The sequence below is a fragment of the Morganella sp. HSTU-ASny43 genome, from assembly GCF_022819185.1.
Taxonomy (GTDB): Bacteria; Pseudomonadota; Gammaproteobacteria; order Enterobacterales; family Enterobacteriaceae; genus Morganella; species Morganella morganii.
This window is the reverse complement of record NZ_WSPG01000005.1, coordinates 14,841-35,581: the sequence shown is the minus strand read 5'-3', so window position 1 is coordinate 35,581 and position 20,741 is coordinate 14,841. Positions and strand designations below refer to the sequence as shown.

The window sequence follows — 20,741 nt, the reverse complement described above, 5'->3', positions numbered from 1 at the left end:
TTTCGTATCGCCGTACCGCCGGTACGGCATGTGAAAATTGTGTCAGCTCAGGCGGTTAAAATGCCGGAACATACGGCAGAATACCGCGCTCAAGCATTTTCTGGCTGCCCAGACTGTAATTGCTGCTCATACCGCGTAATTCGATATTAAACGTGATTTTATTGTCGTACTCACTGGCGTCATTTTTCCAGTCGATAATCTTACGCTCGTAACCGACGTTTGCCGCCCAGCAGCAGGTATTGTATTGCAGACCGACTAACTGGCTGGCCGGCTGGCTCTCTTTGGTGTCATAGTAATACTGACCGACAAAGGCCCACTGCTCTGCAACCGGCCAGCTGGCCACGATACCGACCTGGGAGATGCCTTTCTGGTTCGGGCGCGTGACATAGTCTTGACCATACTGTGTATTTTGGCGCATGGCCTGGATATAGTCCCGGTCCACATAGCGGTAATTCAGCTGAATCAGACGTTCGGCATCCTGACGGTATTCCATCGTGGCATTGGACATGGAGACGCTGCCCAGACGGCGGTCATACTGAATACCGCCTTTCAGGCCCCAGTTGTCGTTATAACGCCACATGGAATCACCCGCCCAGACCATCGAGCCGGTTTCATCTTTTTCATCCACAACGGTAATTTTACCGGTACGCGGACGTTCAAAGTAGTAGATTTGACCCACAGAAACGTTAAATCGTTCAACTAATTCATCATCATAAATCCGGCTGGTTACCCCGGTGGTGACCTGGTTGGCGGATGCAATGCGATCCAGACCACTGTACATGCGGTCACGGAACAGACCGCTGTAGCTGGACTGCATCAGTGTGGAGTCAAAGTTATTGATATTGTCCTGGTTTTTATACGGGACATACAGGTATTGTGCGCGCGGCTCTAATGTCTGGGTGAAGCTGTCATTAAAGAACATCGGCCGCTCGAAGATCATCTTCGCATCAGCTTTAAACTGCGGCAGCACCCGGGTAACATTTTTTTCAAGTTCGGAGTTCTTCAGTACTTCAGGAATATCCTGATCATAATGGGTTGCCATCAGTTTCGCTTCAGTATTGAAGCTGGCCCAGCCGTTAGACAGCGGCATGCTGAGTGTCGGTTCCGCATGAATACGGACGGCATCCGGATTATTTTTACCTACGCTGGTAAAGCGGGAGACCTGACCGTAGGCCCGGAAATCAAATACCCCGAGGTCATTTTTATAATAATTGAGATCCAACTGCGGCTCAGCACGGTAGGATGTTGCATTATCATTGTTGGTCAGGATCTGGAACTGTTTGGCGGTTACGGTGGCATTCCAGTTCGATTTTCGGATACCCACAGCCAGTTTTTGTGTGGCGTAGCCGTCAGTGGAGTTACCGTAAGCGGAAGTGAAATCGGTAAAATAGCGCGAGTCACTGACTTTGGTGTAGTCAGAGGAGAACCACCAGTCCTGGGCAAATGACCCGCTGTGACCCCAGTAGAATAACCAGCGGTCATTGGAATCACGTTTCGCCCACTCTGCATCACCGGCAGCTTCTTTGTCTTTCTTATACTGCGAGTCATCCAGCAGGAAATCAAAGGCCAGTGTGCCTGTACCGAACTGTGTCAGGTAACGGAATTCATTATCCATTTTCAGGCCGCGTTTACTGAAATAGTGCGGCGTGATAGTGGCATCGTAATTCGGGGCGATATTCCAGTAATACGGCAGGGTAAATTCCAGGCCGGATGATTTGGAATAGCTGCCGTTCGGGATCAGAAAACCGGAGCGGCGTTTATCACCGATCGGTAACTGGAGGTACGGGCTGTAGAAGATCGGGACATTGGCGACACGGAAACGGGCGTTCCAGATTTCCGCAACCTGCTCTTCCTGGTCAATAATGACCTCAGAGCCTTTGACGCTCCAGCTGTCATTGCCCGGCAGGCAAGAGGTAAAGACCCCGTTTTCGAGGATGGTATAACGGTTTTCGCCGCGAAGCTTCATTTTGTCGGCATCACCGCGGCCCTGACGGCCGACCATCTGGTAATCGCCTTTCTCAACATCAGCATCATTGTTATTGAGATTCAGCCACGCTTTCGGCCCTTTCAGACGGATTTGCGGATCAGAATAGCGGACATCACCAGTCGCTGTCGCAATACGGACAGGGTTGGTTTCTTCACCGCTCTGGGTAACTTCGACTTCATCCGCTTTCAGATTCTGGTTACCTGAGCGGATATCAACGCCACCATCATATTTTACCGCGTGCGGATATTCGCCTGACACACCTTGTGCAGTGATATTGACCGGAAAATCGCCGGGTTTACCGTCAACAACCGGTTCGTCATACACCGGAACACCCAGCATACATTGCTCGGCAAGTGTGGCGGCTTGTGCAGCCTGACTGTATAACGCTGCCCAGATAATGGTGGCCAGCAGGGTTGGATAACTCTTCTTCATAAGTATGTCTGCAATTCCGTCCTCGGTAGCACATTGCCCGAACGCCAAAAGCCTAATTTACACGAAAAAAGAGCGCGCGTGAAACAGGTTCACGTATCCAAATGGCGTTAGGCATCGTACAGAATGGGTAGTATGATAATGCAAAATTGCGCCAAGGGCATTGTTGAATTGAGGAGTATATGCACTATTTGGGAAAAATCATCGGAATTTTATTAGGCATGGCGTCAGGGGCCGGTTTTTGGGGTATTTTTCTCGGCTTTCTTATTGGTCATGCGATTGATAAAGTCCGCAGTCAGCAATTGGGTGGCTCATTCAGCAACAATCAGTCCAGACAGGCACTCTTTTTCAGTACAACCTTTCAGATTCTGGGGCATCTGACCAAATCAAAAGGCCGGGTAACGGAGTCAGACATTTATCTGGCCACCGCCCTGATGGATCGCATGCAGTTGCACGGCAGTGCACGGACTCAGGCTCAGAATGCTTTCCGTGAAGGTAAAGCGGCCGGTTTCCCGCTGCGCGATGCACTGCGCCAGTTACGCCGCGCCTGTTACGGGCGGGCGGATTTACTGCGCATGTTTCTGGAAATCCAGATCCAGGCGGCGTTTGGTGACGGGGAGCTGCATCCGAATGAACGCCAGGTACTCCTGGTGATCGCCGAAGAGCTGGGGATCCCGCGTCATCAGTTTGAAAATGTACTGGCAATGATGCAGGCGCAGATGCACGGCGGGGCACAGAGCGGTAATTGGCAGCAGCAGTCTCAGCAGGGTTATTACCGCGATCAGACCGCAGACCTTGCCGCCGCTTACCGGGTGCTGGGCGTGAAAGAAAGCGACGACAGTACTGTCATCAAACGCGCCTACCGCAAGCTGATGAGTGAACATCACCCGGATAAACTGGTGGCGAAGGGATTACCACCGGAAATGATGGAGCTGGCGAAAGAGAAAGCGCAATCTATCCAGGCAGCATATGATCTCATTAAAAAAGAGAAAGGCTTTAAATAATCCCGTTTAATACCGTTTTAAAGGTGTAAAACATGTTGCCGGGAAAGTGCAGGGCGGATCATATTCTTTTCATATAATTGCTATAAAATATAAATGCAGTTGAAAAATTACGTAAATATTTTATTAAATATGTTAAGGATATGATCCATGGCCAATACCCGTGTTCTTATCGGAGTAGCGGGATTAGCACTTTGCCTGATTCTTGCCTCAATGAATTCGGTGACCGTGTTAATCCACTAAAAATCTGATTTACAAGTAAAATGCATCGGCTTGCCGTTTGCCGGATGTGTGACAGACAGCGCCTCTGCATGAAGCTGCAGCCGGGGCGCTGCGGCTCTTGCTTCATCGTGTGCATAAAAACGGTCCCCCAGAATCGGGTGTCCCAGTGCCAGCATATGCACCCGCAACTGATGCGAACGCCCGGTAACCGGAAACAGTCTTACCCGCGTGGCATTTTCCTCATATTCCAGCACTTCATAACCTGTCTGAGCCGGTTTGCCGGTTTCAAAACACACTTTCTGTTTCGGCCGGTTCGGCCAGTCACAAATCAGCGGTAAATCCACCATGCCGGTTTCCGGCTCCAGATGTCCCCAGATACGGGCAACATAGGTTTTTTTCGGTTCCCGTTCGCGGAACTGCCGTTTAAGCTCCCGCTCGGCGGCTTTGGTCAGCGCAACCACAATAATACCGCTGGTTGCCATATCCAGACGATGAACAGATTCTGCGGCAGGATAATCACGCTGAATGCGTGTCATCACACTGTCTTTATGTTCGGGCGCACGGCCGGGTACGGAAAGCAGTCCGCTTGGTTTATTCACCACAATGATACTTTCATCCTGCCAGAGGATGTGCAGCCAGGGATCGGCAGGCGGGTTATAGGGTTCCATTAGCATGGGATCACCAAATCAGAGACCCGGCAGACATTCTCTGCCGGGATACAGGTTACTGATGCGAAACGACAATCAGCCGGATAGCATCCAGGCGCCAGTTGGCATCATCCAGATGTGACAGGATTTGCTGACGTTCTTCTTCAATGGCATCAAGCTCGTCATCACGGATGTTCGGGTTAACCGATTTCAGTGCCAGCAGGCGGTCGTGTTCCAGAGTAAGGTGCTGATCAGCCATTGCTTTCGCTGCGGTAATCAGCTCACGGGCCTGACCGGCAACAACGTCTTCAGACAGACGCAGCACCTGATGCACCTCATTTTGCACCGCATTGACAAACTTACTGCCGGTATGGCGGTTTACGGCATTCAGCTGGCGGTTAAAGCTTTCAAACTCCACCTGAGATGCCAGATTATTGCCTTTCACATCCATCAGCAGACGCACCGGTGTCGGCGGCAGGAAGCGGGTCAGCTGCAGATTCTTCGGAGCCTGTGCTTCCACCACATAAATCAGCTCTGTCAGCAGTGTGCCGACCGGCAGGGCTTTGTTTTTCAGCACGGAGACCGCACAGCTGCCGGTATCACCGGACAGGACCAGGTCCAGACCGTTGCGGATAATCGGGTGTTCCCAGCTGATAAACTGTGTGTCTTCGCGGGACAATGCCTGTTCACGCTTAAAGGTGATGGTGCAGCCGTCTTCCGGCAGACCCGGAAAATCCGGCACCAGCATGTGGTCAGACGGAGTCAGGGCTATCATGTTATCGCTGCGGTCATCCTGATTGATGCCGACAATATCAAACAGATTCAGGGCAAAGGTGACCAGTTCGGTATCTTCATCCTGATCCGCAATTTCAGCAGCCAGCTCATTACCGGCTTCGCCGCCGTTGGAATGCATCTCCAGAAGGCGGTCACGGCCCTGTTCCAGCTGTTGTTTCAGTACATCATGGGTCTTCCGGCATTCCGCGATAAATTCATCAAAACCACTGAGATCCGCCGGGTTTGCCATCAGGTTAATCAGTCTGTCGTAATAGCGGTCATAGATGGTTCGGCCGGTCGGACAGGTATATTCAAAGGCTTCCAGACCTTCGTGGAACCAGCGCAGCAGTACGGCCTGTGCGGTATTTTCCAGATACGGAATACTGATCTGAATATCGCGTTTCTGACCGATACGGTCGAGGCGCCCGATACGCTGCTCCAGCAGATCCGGGTTAAACGGCAGATCGAACATCACCAGCTGATTGGCAAACTGGAAGTTACGCCCTTCAGAACCGATTTCAGAGCAGAGCAGCACCTGTGCGCCTTCCTCTTCGGAGGCAAAGTAGGCCGCCGCCCGGTCGCGTTCCAGCAGGGACATATTTTCATGGAAAACCGCAGCGTGGATGCCTTCGCGCTCGCGCAGAACCTGCTCCAGCTGCAGAGCAGTTGCGGCCTGAGCGCAGATTACCAGCACTTTTTCGTTGCGGTTTGCCAGCAGGAAGCCGAGAAGCCATTCAACACGCGGGTCGAAGTTCCACCAGGTGGCGTTTTCGCCTTCAAATTCCTGATAAATCTGCTCCGGATAGAGCATTTCACGGGCTTTGATTTCAGTGGTTTTTTTGCTGCCCATGATCCCGGCGACTTTAATCGCGGTCTGATACTGTGCCGGCAGCGGCATTTTAATGGCTTTCAGTTCGCGGCGCGGGAAGCCTTTCACACCGTTGCGGGTGTTGCGGAACAGCAGGCGGCTGGTGCCGTGTCTGTCCATCAGCATGCTGATAAGCTCGCGACGGGCATTTTCGCCGTCTTCACTGTCGGTATTGGCGGCTTTCAGCAGCGGCTCAATATCCTGTTCGGCGATCAGGTCATGAATGGCATTTTGCTGATCTTTGGTCAGCGGTGCGCGGTCGAGCAGCAGAGTGACCGCATCGGCAACCGGCTGATATTTTTGCTGTTCGGCAACAAAGGTTTCGAAATCATGGAAACGGTTCGGGTCCAGCAGGCGCAGACGCGCAAAGTGGCTCTCCATGCCCAGCTGTTCCGGAGTGGCGGTCAGCAGGAGTACAGACGGAATGCTTTCTGCCAGGGTTTCAATCACCTGATACTCACGGCTTGGCGCTTCTTCGCTCCAGACCAGATGGTGTGCTTCATCCACCACCAGCATATCCCAGCCGGCTTCAGCCAGGTGTTCAAAACGCGGCTTGCTCTTGCGGACAAAATCCAGCGAGCATAATACCAGCTGTTCGGTCTCAAACGGGTTGTCACTCTCGTGCTGTGCTTCGGTGTAGCGGCTGTCATCGAACAGAGAAAACCGCAGATTGAAACGGCGCAGCATTTCCACCAGCCATTGGTACTGAAGGCTTTCCGGTACGATAATCAGCACACGCTCGGCGCGTCCGGCCATTAACTGCTGGTGGATAATCATCCCGGCTTCAATGGTTTTACCCAGGCCCACTTCGTCCGCCAGCAGAACACGCGGCGCGTGGCGTTTACCGACTTCATTGGCGATAAACAACTGATGCGGGATCAGACTGGCGCGGATGCCGCGCAGGCCGCTGGTGGCACGGCGGTACTCTTCACTCAGGAATTTGCGGGCACGGTAGCGCAGCGCAAAGCGATCCATACGGTCAATCTGACCGGCAAACAGGCGATCCTGAGGTTTATTAAATGTCAGTTTACTGTCGAGAAACACTTCGCGCAGGCGGACATTGTCCTCACCGGTATCGGTACGCTGCCCGGTATAGGTTAATAATCCGTCGCTCTCTTCAACGGCGGTCACACTGAGCTGCCAGCCTTCGTGACTGGTAACGGTATCCCCTTCGTTGAACATCACACGGGTGATAGGGGCATCGGCTGCGGCATAGAGACGGTTTTCACCGGTGGCAGGGAAAAGAAGGGTGATCATCCGGGCGTCGACAGATACAACTGTACCTAATCCCAGCTCGCTTTCAGTATCGCTTATCCAGCGTTGACCAAGAGTAAACGGCATATTTTTGGCTCGATTCTGTTATTCAGGGCTAATTAGAAAAATGCTGTGGACATCATTACCGGTGATACAAAAACGGCATTGTATTCACCGGGAAAAACACCGGCAGTCAGAACAGCAGCGTCAGCTGCATCACTCTGCTCCGGCGTTAAAAGCAGTAAAGGGGCGCTATGTTAATCCATTAGATCCGCATCGTCACCTGTAAAATGGCAAAATTAAAATGGCATCAATAATTGCCCGGTTAACAAGGTGGTGAAGTCATCCTCCAGGAAAGGCAGGATGGCGTCGGCTATCGGCATCAGTTGCTTATTAATGTAATGCTCATAGTCCGGCGGAGCCGTCAGAATCTCCAGCGGCTGCGGTCCGGAACGGGTAATGATATAGCTTATCCCCGCACCGCGCTGGTACTGCGGCGGACGATTCATGCGGACATTATACTCATCCGCCATTCTGGCCGCTTTGACATGAGGCGGCACATTACGCTGATAATCCGCCAGCGGGCGGCGCAGGCGCTTGCGATACACCAGCCGGTCATCGTAGCGGCCTGCGAGTGTGTCGCGGACATAATCACGGATAAACTGCTGATACGGCATTTTATCGAAAATCAGCCGGTACAGAGTTTGCTGGAAATGCTGTGCCAGTGGTGTCCAGTCACTGCGGACCGTCTCCAGCCCGCGAAAGACCATTTTATCCCCCGAAAGCCCCGCATACCGTTTCTTGCTGCCGAGGTCTGTTCCGCGGATCGTCGGCATCAGAAAGCGGCGATAGTGGGTTTCATACTCAATTTCCAGGGCGGAGGTCAGCCCGTATTCATCTTTTAAATGTGTCTGCCACCATTGATTGATCTCTTCCACCAGCCAGTGTCCGATACGTTCCGCATCCGCTTCACTGTGCGCACTTTTCAGCCAGACAAAGGTGGAATCGGTATCGCCGTAAATGACCTGATAACCCAGAGACTCAATAATAGTGCGGGTTTTGCGCATGATGTCATGTCCGCGCATGGTGACGGAGGAGGTCAGGCGCGGATCATAAAAACGGCATCCGGCGGCACCCAGAACACCACAAAACGCATTCATAATAATTTTCAGTGCCTGCGACAGCGGCTTATCCCCTGCCAGTTTTGCCATGTCCCGCTCATGCCAGATTCGGTTGACGATATCCGGCAGGCAGTTGGTTTCCCTGGAAAAATACGCGCCCTTAAACCCGGGAACCGCCTGTTCCGGTGCGGCAAGACCTTCGACCATGCCAATCGGATCGATGAGAAAAGTGCGGATAATGGAGGGGTACAGGCTTTTAAAATCCAGCACCACCACCGAGTCATATAATCCCGGGGCAGAATCCATCACAAAGCCGCCCGGTATCGGCTCACCGGGTTTCTCGCCGGGGTCGGGTGCGACATAGCCTTTACGGTGCATCGGCGGCAGATAAAGATGGGTGAAGGCGGCGACAGAACCCCCCATGCGATCCGGTGCCAGGCCGGTTACGGCAGCCCGCGCCAGTAAAAATTCTGTCAGATGGGTGTGCTCAAAAATCCGGGTGACCAGACGGCAGTCCTGAAGGTTATACCGTGCCAGCGCCGGTTTATCCTCACGGAAACGGCGGTTGATTTCATCCATGCGGTCATACGGGGAATCGCTGTCTTTGCCCTCGCCGAGCAGTGTCTGAGACACGGCCTCCAGACTGAAAGACGGGAACTGCCAGGTCGCGGCTTTCAGGGCATCGATACCGTCAATAATCAGCCGCCCCGGAGCACCGGCAAAAAATTGTCCGGGTTTGAAGCCGTGCTCCCGCCAGGAAAGCGGGGCATTATTACGGCCGAAAATCAGCGGGATCTGATATTTTTCCGCATGGCGCTGCAGAATGCGCAGATCAAACTGGATCAGGCTCCAGCCGATTATCATGTCCGGATCATGTTCCGCCAGCCACTGGTTCAGACGGTGAAGCAGATCCGGGCGGCGCGGGACATACTCCAGCGTGAAATCAGGATTGGTCAGCGGTGTGCCGTTCTCCGGGCCGAGCATAAAAACAGTATCAGCACCGCAACCGGAGAGCCCGATGGAGTAAAGATCACCGAACTCCGTGGTTTCGATATCCAGAGAAACGATTTTCAGCGCCGGGCGGTAATCCGGATGCGGTTTCATCAGCACATGACCATCCGGCTGTGGCTGCACCCAGACAGCGGCGGTGATAAAACGCTCCATCAGATAGCGCTCGCAGGGGCGGATATCCGCTTCATAAAGGTGCAGATGCTGTTCGCCGAGCTGTTTTTCCAGTTGCTGTAACTGGCGGTACTGGCGGCAGTAAACGGCACTGACATCATCCTGATGAAAATCCTTTAGCGGAGGTGCTGTCAGTGTGGCGCCGGGAATGTTGTTAATGAAGGGACGGCTTTCCGCCAGCTCCCGGTGCGGGACAAAGCCGACAGCCTGCTGCAGCGGAACAGAAACATGCCGTGGCCCGTTATCTGTCGCCAGCCAGTAACGGACCTCAATACCGCGCGGGGTATCAGACCAGTGACGGGTCAGAATAAAACCGGCTTCCGCCGGTGCTGCCACCTGACGGGAGGGAAAACTGTTGTGCCCTGCCATCATTTTGTCCGTTCTGCTGATGAAAAAATAACTATAGCAGAGTGGTGTGGATATATACAGTATTTAAGGTGCGGTTTACGGACGGATACCGAGGATCTGAGCCTGGGGAACCTCACCGCTGACCAGGGCGGCGGTACTGCCGTCAAAGGCAATGGTACCGTTATCCACCACCATCGCGCGGGGCGCGATTCTGGCCGCGTCATCTGTATTGTGGGAGACCATCATCAGTGTCAGCTGCCGTGAATCACAGATGGTTTCCAGCAGTGCCAGCATTTCATTGCGCAGTGCCGGATCCAGTGCGGAGAAAGGTTCATCCAGCAGCAAAACCGGCTGGGAACGCACCAGGCACCGTGCCAGTGCCACCCGCTGGCGCTGACCGCCGGAAAGCTGTGATGGCAGCCGTTTCAGCAGTGGTGTCAGCGAAACCTGTTCAGCGATCTGTTCCAGCTGCACTTTTTGCGCCGCATTCAGTTTCATACCGGGATGAAAACCGAGGGCGATATTCTGTTCCGCCGTCAGGTGAGCAAACAGGTTATTTTCCTGAAACAGCATGGATACCGGGCGTGAAGCGGGCGGTGTGCGGGTGTGATCTTCATTATTCAGCAAAATAGTACCGCTTTCGGCAAACTGAAACCCGGCAATCAGTGACAGCAGGGTACTTTTACCCGCCCCGCTCGGGCCGAGAATGGCAATTTTTTCTCCTGCGGCAACGGAAAAATGAAAATTCATGGTCTGTTGCTGATAGCGGTAAAGAATATGATCAAAATTAATCATGGGCGTTTCCCCGGCAGACGTTCCAGAACGGTAAACAGCCCGAAACAGAGTAAAAACAGGAGCAGCGCAGTGACCGCGGCATCCGCATTGCGGTAAGCGCCGATCTGCTGATAAAGATAGAACGGCAGTGTGCGGAAATCTTCATTGCCGAAAAGGGCTATCACACCAAAATCCCCGACCGACAGCACACTGGCAAATGCCACTGCCTGTGCCAGCGGGTTACGGAGAGCCTTCAGTTCAATCAGTTTCAGCCGGTTGAAGCCGCTGATATTCAGCGAGAGACAGAGCGGGTTATAGCGTTCAGCCAGGTCACGCATCGGGTTATCCAGCACTTTCAGTGCATACGGAATCGCCATCAGCGCGTTGGTCAGGATCACCAGCCCGTATGGAATTGCTCCCAAATCAGTGGTGCCGGTCGTGCTGTTGAGCAGCAGGAAAAACCCGGTAGCCAGTACAATTCCCGGCATGGCGAGGATCACCAGCCCGGAAAGCTCCATGGCCTGTCCTGCTCTGACCGCCTGCCGCAGCCGCAGTTCACGGCTGCTCCATAACAGCATCATGGTCAGCAGCACACAGATAAAACCGGAAGCCAGCGCAATTCCGAGCGAGGTGAAAAATGCCCGCCACAGTGCCGGTTGCTGCAGGACCGGCAGTAATCCCGGATTCAGACCGTCCGCGATGATGGCAAAAAACGGCGGCAGCAGAAACAGCAGGGCACAGAGGATGATCAGGCCGTCAGCCAGTCTGCGCGGCAGCGTGTCCTGCGGGTTGCGCCATTGCAGTGACTGGGTAAAGCCGACAGAAAAATGACCGGACAAATGCTGGCTGACGAGCACCAGCCCGATGCAGCACACCAGCTGGATCAGCGCCAGCAGGGCAGCGCGGCCAATATCAAAGTCATAATTCAGTGCCTGATAAATCGCCAGTTCAATGGTAGTTGCCGCCGGGCCGCCACCGAGTGCCAGCACCGTGGCAAAACTGGCAAAGCAGAGCATAAAAATCAGTGCGGCGGTCGGCAGCAACTGACGGCGCAGATAAGGCCACTCCACAATCCGGAAATGCTGCCATTCATTCATATTAAGCTGAGCGGCGAGCTGTCTCTGCTCCGTGGCAATATTATCGAGCTGCTGATACAGCATCCGGGTGGCAAGCGGCATATTGAAGAAGATGTGCGCCAGCAGAATGCCCTGTAATCCGTACGGGGAGAAGGTATAGTCCAGATCCAGAAAACCGGAAATATGTGCCAGCCAGCCGTTACGTCCGTAAACTGACAGAATACCGAATACGGCTACCAGCACGGGCAGTACCAGCGTCATCGCGCATAACCGCAGAAAGACCGTCCGTCCCGGGAAACGGCGGCGCCAGAGTGCCCGGGCCAGGAAAACAGCCGGGATAACGGAAAAGAGTGCGGATAAGAAAGCCTGCCAGAAGGTAAAGCGGACGACATGCCACAGGTAGCTGTCATCCCATATCTGCTGCCAGTCTGTATCCGGTGTGTTAAACCACAGCGCCCCGAAGGCACTGACAGTAACGACCAGAAGAAGACCGGACGCGAGTGCGCCCGGTATCAGGTACGCGGCAATTAACGGCTGACTGCGTTTTGCCATATCCGTATCCACTGATTGCGCTCTTTCGCCACTTCTTTTGCATCAAATTCCAGCGTTTTCGCCGGTTTCGGCATTTTGTCGTAAACCGGCGGCAGCGGCATATCAATCACAGGATACATCCAGTTGGTGGTCGGCAGCGTTTTCTGGAAATCCGGTGTCAGCATAAACTGCATGAACTGTTCCGCCAGTGCCGGGTGTTTTGAGGAGGCCAGTACACCTGCCATTTCCACCTGAAGATAATGTCCTTCCTCAAACAGTGCTGCGGCATAGTTATCTTTGTTATCTGCCAGCATGTGGTAACCAGGCGAAGAGGTATAACTCAGTACCAGGTCAGCTTCACCTTTCAGGAACAGGCCGTAAGATTCACTCCAGCCTTTGGTGACCGTCAGGGTCTTGTTCGCCATTTTGGCCCACTGTGCCGCCACATCATCCCCGTAGAGTTTTTCCATCCACAGCAGTAATCCCAGTCCCGGTGTGCTGGTGCGCGGATCCTGATAAATAATGGTCAGCTTCTGATCACTGTTAAGCAGTTCTTTCATGCTTTTCGGCGGGTTCGGCAGGGTGTCTTTGTTGTAGATAAAAGCAAACCAGCCATAGTCATAAGGAATAAAGGTTTTGCTTTCCCATTTGACCGGCAGCACCAGTTTTGACTGATCAACATTGCTTTCTTTAAACAGTCCGGTATCCAGAGCCGCCTGCATCAGGTTGTTATCCAGACCTAAGATGATATCGGCCTGTGATTTTTTACCTTCCATCCGCAGACGGTTCAGCAGCGTCACGCCGTCACTCAGACCGACGAGTTTCAGTTCGCAGTTGCATTGCGCTTCAAAGTTTTTCTTAATTTCCGGCCCCGGTCCCCACTCAGCAACAAATGAGTCATAGGTATAGACAGTCAGAACCGGCTTGCTGTTATCCGCAGCCGCCTGGAAAGAGAACAGAGCAGCAAGGCCGCCTGCGATGATATTTCTGGTCAGTTTCTGTAACACTTTGCGCTCCTGTAAGGGAAGGATTGGCAAAGGATCTGAGTGCAGCATGATGGCGACAGGCTGTGCTGTCAGCAGTGGCGGCTCAAATCCCTACGCCGGTATTAACCGGATCAGGTTCCTCGGGTGTTATCTCAGCAACACCGGCCGGAAAGCCGGAGCTGCACCCCGTTGAGAGAGGAATAGTGTAGTGTTTTTCTCAGGAATTTGCCACTGTCCGGAACCGTTAACGTGGCGTGTTGTTTTTCTTCTGTCAGAGCCGGAAATGCGGCGGGCTGAAGGATTTTGAGTGCAGAGGTTTACCCCATGATGGGAGTGTGAAACAATTGGCTATCTTTCAGTTTTTTTCTGAGGTAGTCGAGTGATTGATGATGATGGCTACCGCCCGAATGTCGGGATTGTAATTTGTAATAAGGAAGGCCAGGTTTTATGGGCCCGCCGCTACGGACAGCACTCGTGGCAGTTTCCTCAGGGAGGTATCAATCCCGGCGAATCACCGGAACAGGCCATGTACCGTGAATTGTATGAGGAAGTTGGTTTAACGCGTAAAGATGTGCGTATCCTGGCGGTCACCCGCAACTGGCTGCGCTACAAATTACCCAAACGTTTGGTGCGTTGGGATACCAAACCGGTTTGTATCGGTCAGAAGCAGCGCTGGTTTTTACTTCAGCTGCTCTGCGAGGACAAAGAGGTCAATGTGACCCGCAGCAAGTCGCCGGAATTTGACGGCTGGCGCTGGGTCACCTATTGGTATCCTGTTCGTCAGGTGGTCTCTTTCAAACGTGATGTATACCGCCGCGTAATGAAAGAGTTTTCTTCCGTTGTGATGCCTGCCAACAGCGAAGCGACGGCTGTGCGGGCACCGTTTCCCTACCGTCGCCGGCGCCAGAATTAGGGGGAACGGATGCTGACGCGTTTACGTGAAGTGATTGAAAAAGTGGCTGCCGCCGCCGATCTCGCGGAAGCGCTGGAGCTTCTGGTTAAAGAAACCTGTCAGGCGATGGGAACGGATGTCTGTTCCATCTACCTGGCAGATAATCAGCATCACTGTTTTTATCTGATGGCAACGCAGGGGCTGAAAAAGCCCCGCGGCCGTGCTGTCAGCCTTGCTTTCGGCGAAGGTGTGGTCGGTCATGTCGGCCGCCGCGCCGAGCTTATCAATATCGCGGATGTCCGCGAACACCCCGGTTTTAAATATCTCCCCCAGGTTAAAGAAGACAACCTGCGTGCATTTCTCGGTGCGCCGGTGGTTTACCGCCGCCAGTTACTGGGCGTGCTGGTGGTTCAGCAGAAAGAAAAACGCCTGTTCAGTGAAACGGAAGAGTCTTTTATTGTCACTCTGGCGATGCAGCTTGCCGTACTGCTGGCTCAGGCACAAACCAAAGGGTTGTTCGGGCAGTTTCGTCAGACCCGGATCCAGGCTATTCCGGTTTCTTCCGGGATTGTGATGGCCTATGGCTGGGAAGACCGTTCACAGCCGGTGCTTGAGAATGTTTCTGAAGCCTCGGCACTGGACCGCGTGCAGGAGCGTGCCCGCCTGAATAAAGCGCTGGAGGATGCCACGGCAGAGTGCCGCCGTATCAGCAAGCGTTTTAATGCCGCCTCACAAAAAGAGAGTGCCGCTATTTTCGATCTCTACTCCCATCTGCTGAACGACCTGCAACTGAAAAAGGAGTTGTACAGCATTGTGGAGCAGGGTTTTGTGGCCGAATGGGCAGTCAAAACGGTCATTGAGCAATTTGCGGGCCGGTTTGCCGGGCTTCAGGACAGCTATATGCGGGAGCGGGCCACGGATTTGCGTGCACTCGGGCAGCGGCTGTTATTCCATCTTGATGATAATTTTACCGGCAGCAACCAGTGGCCGGAACGCTTTGTGCTGGTGGCTGATGAACTGAGTGCCAGCCTGCTGGCAGAGCTGCCGCAGGAACAGCTTGCCGGTGTGGTGGTGCGTGACGGGGCAACACATTCCCATTCCGCCATTCTGGTCAGGGCGATGGGTATTCCGGTTATCATGGGCGCGGATATTCAGCCGGAGCTGTTACACAACCGTCTGCTTATCCTCGATGGCTACCGGGGCGTGGTGTATATCGAACCGGAGCCGCTGATAGCACAGGAATTCAGCCAGATTATTGAGCAGGAGCAGGCTATCAGCCAACTGGCCGAGGATGAGCTCAGCCACTCAGCTGCACTGAAAAGCGGCGAACGGGTTTCCGTTCAGCTGAATGCCGGGCTCAGTCTGAAGTATGAGCAAAAAATCGTCAAAAGTATTGACGGGATTGGCCTGTACCGTACGGAAATACCGTTTCTTGTGCATAATGGTTTTCCGTCAGAAGAAGAGCAGAAAGTCCGTTATCAGGATATGCTGCAACTCTTTGCCGGGAAACCGGTAGTATTGCGGACACTGGATATCGGTGCTGATAAGCAGCTGCCGTATATGCCTATCAGCGAGGAAAACCCGTGTCTGGGCTGGCGCGGTATCCGTGTGATGCTGGATCAGCCGGAGATTTTTCTTATCCAGTTGCGGGCCATGCTGCGGGCCAATATCGGGCTGAATAATCTGAAGATATTATTCCCGATGATTTCCGGGCTTGCGGAGGTTGAAGAGGCCATCCGCCTGCTTGATCGTGCCTGTGAGGAAGTATCGGTACTGACCGGGGAACGGGTGGAACGTCCGCCGGTAGGTGTGATGCTGGAAGTGCCGTCATTGTTGTTTATGCTGCCGGAGCTGAAACAATATATTGATTTTATTTCTGTCGGTACGAATGATTTAACCCAGTATCTGCTGGCGGTTGACCGGAATAATACACATGTTGCACCATTATATGACTCGCTCCATCCGGCGGTCCTGCGTATGCTGAATTTTGTCCGGACTGAAACCACCCGGCTGGGGATCCCGGTCTCGGTTTGCGGGGAAATGGCGGCAAATCCGTTAGGTGCAATGATACTGATTGGTTTAGGATACCGTCAGCTGAGTATGAACGGGCGGAGTATCCCGCGTATTAAGTATCTGCTGCGGCATCTGGATGCCGGAGTACTGGAGCCGCTGCTGGCATCATTGCTGGATGCACAGACAGCGGCTGAGATCCGTGAAAAAGCGGAGCTGTTTATTGAGAACAAGGGGCTGGGACAGCTTATCCGGGGTAGTGCTTAACCGGCACATCCCGGGGCATAAGGTGTTTCCGTCCTTACAGTCATATATCCCGGTCTGCGGCAGGCAGAGCTGTAACCGCAGCCGGATACAACACACAGTGTGAGGTACGATGAGTAACACTTATCTGGCATTTCCGGATTTTGATCCTGTTATTTTTTCTGTGGGGCCGGTGGCGTTACGCTGGTACGGGCTGATGTATCTTGTCGGGTTTGTGTTTGCCATGTGGCTGGCCAACCGGCGTGCAGACAAACCGGGCAGCGGCTGGAAACGCAGTGAAGTTGAAACACTGTTATATGCCGGGTTTGTGGGGGTTTTCCTGGGCGGCCGTATCGGCTATGTGCTGTTTTATAACTTCCCGCTGTTTGCAGAAAACCCGCTGTATCTGTTCAAAGTCTGGGATGGCGGTATGTCATTCCACGGCGGACTGATGGGCGTTATTATTGCTATGTGGTGGTTTGCCCGCCGCACGAAGCGTCATTTTTTACAGGTTGCTGACTTTGTGGCACCGTTGATTCCGTTTGGTCTCGGTATGGGGCGCATCGGTAACTTTATTAATGGCGAACTGTGGGGGCGTGTGACACTCGATACACCGTGGGCCATTCTGTTCCCGACGTCTTATAGTGAAGACGTGAAACTGGCTGCTGCTGATCCGTCTCTGATGCCGGTGCTTGAGCAATACGGCGTTCTGCCGCGTCACCCGTCGCAACTGTATGAAATGCTGCTGGAAGGGATCGTCCTCTTTATTATTCTGAATGTGTTTGTCCGTAAATCCCGCCCGATGGGCAGTGTGTCAGGTCTGTTCCTGATCGGCTATGGGCTGTTCCGTATCATTGTGGAATTTTTCCGCCAGCCGGATGCCCAGCTTGGTTTATTCGGCGGGATCAGCATGGGGCAGATTTTGTCTGTGCCGATGATTATTATTGGTGTACTGATGATGGTATGGGCATACAAATGCCCGGGTAATAAAAAGCAGAGTAATACCGGAAAACAGAACGCACCGGAATAGATCAGGCTTTAGTGAGTAATAAAAAACTGCATCGTAACGGATGCAGTTTTTTTATGCGCGGCTGTTTAATGGTTTCTCAGACAGAGAACGGATATTTAATCGGGTCGTGGTGCTGATAATCTGTCACTGTGAAGTCATCGGTGGTTACCCATGTCATTAAATCATCCAGCGTTTTAATGTCAGGGTTAATATGCAGTTTCGGTGATGCAAATGGCTTACGTGCAATCTGGACATCACGCATTAATTCCAGCTGATCTTCATATAAATGAAGGTTAACCACTTTGTGATAAACCTTACCGCATTTCAGGCCGGTTATCTGAGCCATAATAGCCAGCAGGAAATAACATTGCGGCGCATTGAAAACATAACCCAGTGCATAATCACAACTGCGCTGATAACTGTTTAAATATAATGTGCCATCAAGAACGGAGAAATGATGCATAAACATGCAGGGTCTCAGGCAACCCTGATTAAATTCACCGGGATTCCAGAATGAAATAATTTCACCGCGGTCATCAATTCCTTTTTTTAAATTATCATAGACTTTACGGAGTTGATCGAATGTATTTTTTCGCAGTTCATTAATCAGTGTTTTAACACCTTCTTTATCTCCGGAATCATTTAATGATAATAATAAATCATACTGTGCTTCTGTCGGGGATACTTTCAGCTGCCGTCCCTGAACACCATAAACGCGACCCATATCATCCTCACCTTTGCGGTTCGGGTTTGCCAGCCAGTCGGTATTTTCATTGGCGTTAGCGTTCCAGGTATTACAGCCGATGGCTCTGAACTGAGCGGCGCTGTCATATCCGCGTAAGTAACCCAGCATCTCTGCAATTGCGGCTTTCCAGAATGCCTTGCGGGTGGTCACCAGCGGGAACTCATTTTTGTCAACGTGGTAAGTGAAATCGGCATTAATAATTGTCAGGCATCTTTTACCTGTCCGTTTATTCTCAATCCATTTCCCTTCCTCCAGAATCCGCTTTGCAATGTCTAAATATTGTTCCACTTTCGTTTTCCTGTTGACGCAGTATATGGTTTTTATATTATAACATTATTTTCATTTTTTTAATACAAGATAATATTATTTTGATTTTTTATCAGTATTAAATCTATTAACCATATTAATAATTAAGTTAATGTTTTTGTTATTTATAAAAATCATTAGTGGTTTTTTTATTCTTTATCTGATTATTTCCGGCTCACCGGTACTGATATTCAAATACAGTACCGGCGGCCGGTTTTTATATCAGTTAATTTCCGTATTGTTAAAGAGCGGTGGTGTCTGTACTTTTTAGCGCCTTCATTTTGTTCACTCCACACTTTTTTCTCTGGCAGATAATTTTTTTCCGTACAACACGAAAAATGAATGTGAATTTGCAGTATTCCGCAGAATTTTTTTCCTGTTGCATCGCATTTTTTTCGGTTTTGTCTTTCCGGGAGTGGTAAATCCGTTATTTTTTCGGCAGAGAAAACGAACGGATGAATACATGCTGACAGAACGGGGGATATCGCTGATGGAAGTCATTATTGTTTTATTTATTATGGCATTACCTGTTTCATTTATTAATATTTCATGGGAAAGCCACAGAGAGCGGCGTTATCTGACAGAAACGGCTGCGTTGTTTCAGCAATATCTCAGCAGCCATAAACTGAAAGCAACCTATCTGAACGAAACACGGAAAATCGCGGTTACGTTTGGTGAGAAAAGCCGGGCCTGTCATCAGGTATCCGCAGCACGGTGTGATGATGATCCGGAAGGATTCACACCGATGGAAGGTGTCCGGATTGTTTCCGGCACGACCGGTACCGTATTGTTCTGGGGAACCCGGCATACCGCCTCTGCTGCTAGTTTTTTACTGGAAAATACGCAGGGACAGATAAAACTGATTATCTCGGCCCCGGGCCGTATACGGTTGTGCACGCCGGACACGATATCCGGAGTACCGTCATGCTGAATAAAAGGCGGGAAAAGGGTTCACTGCTATTTGAAATGCTGGCGGGAATGGCTGTCAGTGCAATTCTTCTGGTCACGGTCACCCGCTTTTTTCCGGCGCTGGGGCAGGATGTACTGAACACATACCGGCAATACAAGCTGGATACGATAATGCGGGAAACCCTTTTGCGGCTGGAAAAAGATCTCCGGCGGACGGCATTCTGCCGGGGACACTGTCAGGGCAAACCGCTGGAAATTGCCGCCCGGCGCGGCGAGACAGACGGCAGTTGCATCATTGTTGCTTACGACCTCAATCACAATGGCCGCTGGGAGCGGAATGTCCGTAAAATCGGGGAGCATTTCGGCTACCGTCTGAATAAGCAGGCACTGGAATGGACGCGCGACGCCCGCAGCTGCCGGGATACCGGCTGGCAAAAGGTCACGGATAGCCGCTATGTGAATGTTTCCCGGTTTCTGGTCACGCCGGTAAAACTGTACGGAAAAAATGGCCTGAAACTGACCCTGACACTCACCGGACGGGACATGCCCTTAATACAGCGAACCGGAGAAAGCCTGATTGTCATGCCTAATTACCACCTGTAGATCCGGCGGGGAGAAAGCCGGTCACTCCGGAGGCAATGCCCTGTTGCTGATGATTATGCTGTTGCTGGGGATCTCATTGATGATGCTGTCTGTTTTACACCGTTTTTATCAGACGGAGTGGCGTAACGGTCAGGACGAAACGGCATTTTACCGGGCGGATGCCGGATCGGCTTCTGCGCTGGAATGGGGACTGACACTGGCGTGGTCCCGGAAAGCACTGAATGAAACACCGTTTTACTGCCGGACAGCACCTGATCCGGAACTGAAGAGTTGTTTGCGGCGGCTGAGAGCCAACAAGCTGTTATTACAGGGCAGCATGTTTTCTCCTAGGTTTAAACAAAATATCACGCATTATCAGCTGGTCAGTGCCCGGGAAGAAGGAGACAACATGATTTTGACAGCCCTGCCGCAGGGATGGAGTGATTTTTGCCCGCCGGATTTAAAACCCGGCTGCAACCGGCATACTGAAACGGGAGAAAACAATGAATGAGCGCGGTATGTCGTTACCGGAAGTGATGATTTGTGCCTTTATTTTTGCGATTCTGGTTACCGGATTATTACGCTATTATCAGCTCCTGCACAGCGGAAAACAGCGGCAATATGCGGATGTCAGCACGGTACGTCATCTGCATCAGATGATGCGTTTTACGTCGGATCCCGGGATATTACGGCAGATGATGCAGACACATTTATCCCCCCGGCAGAAATGGGAAAGTTATCAGGAAAATGTGTCACCGGGCTGTATTTCCGTTACTATCGGGCTGGTCTCTCTGGGAGAGCGCCGGTTAACCGCCGGCAGATGGCAATGTATGTAAGGACAGGAC

At 52.1% G+C, this 20,741-nt stretch carries 16 protein-coding genes and 1 riboswitch; of the genes, 8 read left to right on the top strand and 8 right to left on the bottom strand.

Annotated elements, in window-relative coordinates:
- Positions 1-55 precede the first annotated feature (55 nt).
- Positions 56-2,419, bottom strand: a complete 2,364-nt coding sequence (gene lptD, locus GN208_RS03915; RefSeq protein WP_004237173.1) for an LPS assembly protein LptD — start codon at positions 2,417-2,419, stop codon at positions 56-58.
- Between the two features lie 179 nt (positions 2,420-2,598).
- Here lptD and djlA point away from each other — a divergent pair, with 179 nt between their 5' ends.
- Entirely contained in the window at positions 2,599-3,420 is an 822-nt protein-coding gene (djlA, locus tag GN208_RS03910) for a co-chaperone DjlA (protein ID WP_004242174.1), read from the top strand.
- A 236-nt stretch (positions 3,421-3,656) separates the two neighbouring features.
- On the opposite strand, the gene rluA is transcribed toward djlA, so the two are convergent.
- From rluA to thiB, 6 genes are all read right to left on the bottom strand, one after another.
- Positions 3,657-4,307, bottom strand: a complete 651-nt coding sequence (gene rluA / locus GN208_RS03905; RefSeq protein ID WP_004237175.1) for a bifunctional tRNA pseudouridine(32) synthase/23S rRNA pseudouridine(746) synthase RluA — start codon at positions 4,305-4,307, stop codon at positions 3,657-3,659.
- A 55-nt stretch (positions 4,308-4,362) separates the two neighbouring features.
- Positions 4,363-7,269 (bottom strand): RNA polymerase-associated protein RapA, encoded by a 2,907-nt coding sequence (gene rapA / locus GN208_RS03900; RefSeq protein ID WP_015422450.1) that lies wholly within the window; start codon positions 7,267-7,269, stop codon positions 4,363-4,365.
- Positions 7,270-7,481: 212 nt separating this feature from the next.
- Entirely contained in the window at positions 7,482-9,857 is a 2,376-nt protein-coding gene (locus GN208_RS03895) for a DNA polymerase II (RefSeq protein WP_004237178.1), read from the bottom strand.
- Between the two features lie 72 nt (positions 9,858-9,929).
- The gene (thiQ, locus tag GN208_RS03890) at positions 9,930-10,628 is read right to left on the bottom strand and encodes a thiamine ABC transporter ATP-binding protein ThiQ (RefSeq protein WP_004237179.1); all 699 of its coding nucleotides are present in this window, start codon (positions 10,626-10,628) and stop codon (positions 9,930-9,932) included.
- The gene (gene thiP / locus GN208_RS03885) at positions 10,625-12,235 is read right to left on the bottom strand and encodes a thiamine/thiamine pyrophosphate ABC transporter permease ThiP (protein WP_004237181.1); all 1,611 of its coding nucleotides are present in this window, start codon (positions 12,233-12,235) and stop codon (positions 10,625-10,627) included. The genes thiQ and thiP overlap by 4 nt, the downstream gene beginning before the upstream one ends.
- Positions 12,211-13,197 carry a thiamine ABC transporter substrate binding subunit gene (thiB, locus tag GN208_RS03880; protein ID WP_046024432.1) on the bottom strand — a complete coding sequence of 329 codons (987 nt, stop codon included), beginning with the start codon at positions 13,195-13,197 and terminating at the stop codon, positions 12,211-12,213. Before thiB ends, thiP begins: the two co-directional genes overlap by 25 nt.
- Positions 13,198-13,290: 93 nt before the next feature.
- Positions 13,291-13,399: riboswitch (TPP riboswitch) on the bottom strand.
- Positions 13,400-13,579: 180 nt separating this feature from the next.
- Here thiB and rppH point away from each other — a divergent pair.
- From rppH to lgt, 3 genes are all read left to right on the top strand, one after another.
- Positions 13,580-14,113, top strand: a complete 534-nt coding sequence (gene rppH, locus GN208_RS03875; RefSeq protein WP_015422452.1) for an RNA pyrophosphohydrolase — start codon at positions 13,580-13,582, stop codon at positions 14,111-14,113.
- A gap of 9 nt (positions 14,114-14,122) precedes the next feature.
- Complete coding sequence (gene ptsP / locus GN208_RS03870; RefSeq protein WP_004237184.1) at positions 14,123-16,369, top strand: phosphoenolpyruvate--protein phosphotransferase; 2,247 nt, start codon at positions 14,123-14,125, stop codon at positions 16,367-16,369.
- Between the two features lie 109 nt (positions 16,370-16,478).
- Complete coding sequence (gene lgt / locus GN208_RS03865) at positions 16,479-17,375, top strand: prolipoprotein diacylglyceryl transferase (protein WP_004237185.1); 897 nt, start codon at positions 16,479-16,481, stop codon at positions 17,373-17,375.
- A 76-nt stretch (positions 17,376-17,451) separates the two neighbouring features.
- On the opposite strand, the gene thyA is transcribed toward lgt, so the two are convergent.
- Positions 17,452-18,387, bottom strand: a complete 936-nt coding sequence (gene thyA / locus GN208_RS03860; protein WP_004242187.1) for a thymidylate synthase — start codon at positions 18,385-18,387, stop codon at positions 17,452-17,454.
- A 481-nt stretch (positions 18,388-18,868) separates the two neighbouring features.
- On the opposite strand from thyA, the gene GN208_RS03855 reads away from it, so the two are divergent.
- Genes GN208_RS03855 through GN208_RS03840 form a run of 4 tightly spaced genes read left to right on the top strand, consistent with a single transcriptional unit; the run spans position 18,869 to position 20,732 of the window.
- Positions 18,869-19,336: a hypothetical protein gene (locus tag GN208_RS03855; protein ID WP_004237190.1), complete on the top strand. Its 468-nt coding sequence runs from the start codon at positions 18,869-18,871 to the stop codon at positions 19,334-19,336.
- Positions 19,330-19,917: a prepilin peptidase-dependent protein gene (locus tag GN208_RS03850; RefSeq protein ID WP_004237191.1), complete on the top strand. Its 588-nt coding sequence runs from the start codon at positions 19,330-19,332 to the stop codon at positions 19,915-19,917. The genes GN208_RS03855 and GN208_RS03850 overlap by 7 nt, the downstream gene beginning before the upstream one ends.
- Positions 19,892-20,407 carry a YgdB family protein gene (locus GN208_RS03845; protein ID WP_015422453.1) on the top strand — a complete coding sequence of 172 codons (516 nt, stop codon included), beginning with the start codon at positions 19,892-19,894 and terminating at the stop codon, positions 20,405-20,407. The genes GN208_RS03850 and GN208_RS03845 overlap by 26 nt, the downstream gene beginning before the upstream one ends.
- Complete coding sequence (locus GN208_RS03840; protein WP_015422454.1) at positions 20,400-20,732, top strand: prepilin-type N-terminal cleavage/methylation domain-containing protein; 333 nt, start codon at positions 20,400-20,402, stop codon at positions 20,730-20,732. Before GN208_RS03845 ends, GN208_RS03840 begins: the two co-directional genes overlap by 8 nt.
- Positions 20,733-20,741: the final 9 nt, after the last annotated feature.